Source organism: Spirosoma harenae, assembly GCF_054776975.1.
The window spans coordinates 1-799 of record NZ_BAAHBD010000056.1 but is presented as its reverse complement, the minus strand read 5'-3'; the positions used below and the strand labels follow the sequence as shown (position 1 = coordinate 799).

Sequence of the window (799 nt, the reverse complement as noted above, 5' to 3'; positions counted from 1 at the left end):
GACGGGGTTATACTATTATCAGGCGGTGGTTCACTATGCCCTGCTGGAGAAGAATGCTCCTGCCCAGACCCTGAAGGGCTGGGTCCAAATACTAAGAGAAGGAATTTCTATGAAATAAAAAGGATAAGCGTCGGAGGAACCGATTTTATAATACACTTTTGACCTTAGAAATCGTTTAAGGTGAAAAGGAATTGTTTATGCGGTTGATTTACAGTATCGGGCTCTTGAGCCTGTTGATGGGAGCGGTGTTGTGGCCCACCGTTAGTCAGGCTACCCACGTACGGGCGGGGGAAATTACTACTAAGCGGATTTCTCAGACCTCCTCGACTTACCTGATTACGTTTACTGCTTATTATGATGAAGTAAAGGGTCGACAAGCGGCCGACCAGGCGGAGCCATATACGTTTTGTTTCGGAGATGGAACAACGCTGGATGTTAAACGTGCCAGACGTATATATATAAACGGGCGTACATCATCTATTAACTCGTACACGGCTATTCATACGTATCCGGGCCCAGGCGCTTATACGATCGGTATTACCGTGCCGAATCGGAATGCAGATACGAAAAACTTACCTCCTCCGGCAGCCTCTGATCAGATTCGGTTTTTTGTTTCGACGACTATTTTGATCAATGCCGCTTTACTGACAAACTCCACGCCCGTGATGCTCAATCCACCGCTGGATTCGGGGCGCGTGGGGCAAAAATTCTGCCACAACCCAGCGGCCTTCGATGCCGATGGCGATAGTTTGGCTTATCGATTGAGTGTGCCCCAGACCTCCCTGACTGATAATGGTTG

1 pseudogene is annotated in these 799 nt (G+C 48.4%); it reads left to right on the top strand.

From position 1 onward, the window contains the following. Nucleotides 1-197 precede the first annotated feature (197 nt). Nucleotides 198-799, top strand: a pseudogene (locus ACYVE4_RS34045) (gliding motility-associated C-terminal domain-containing protein); the annotation flags it as partial.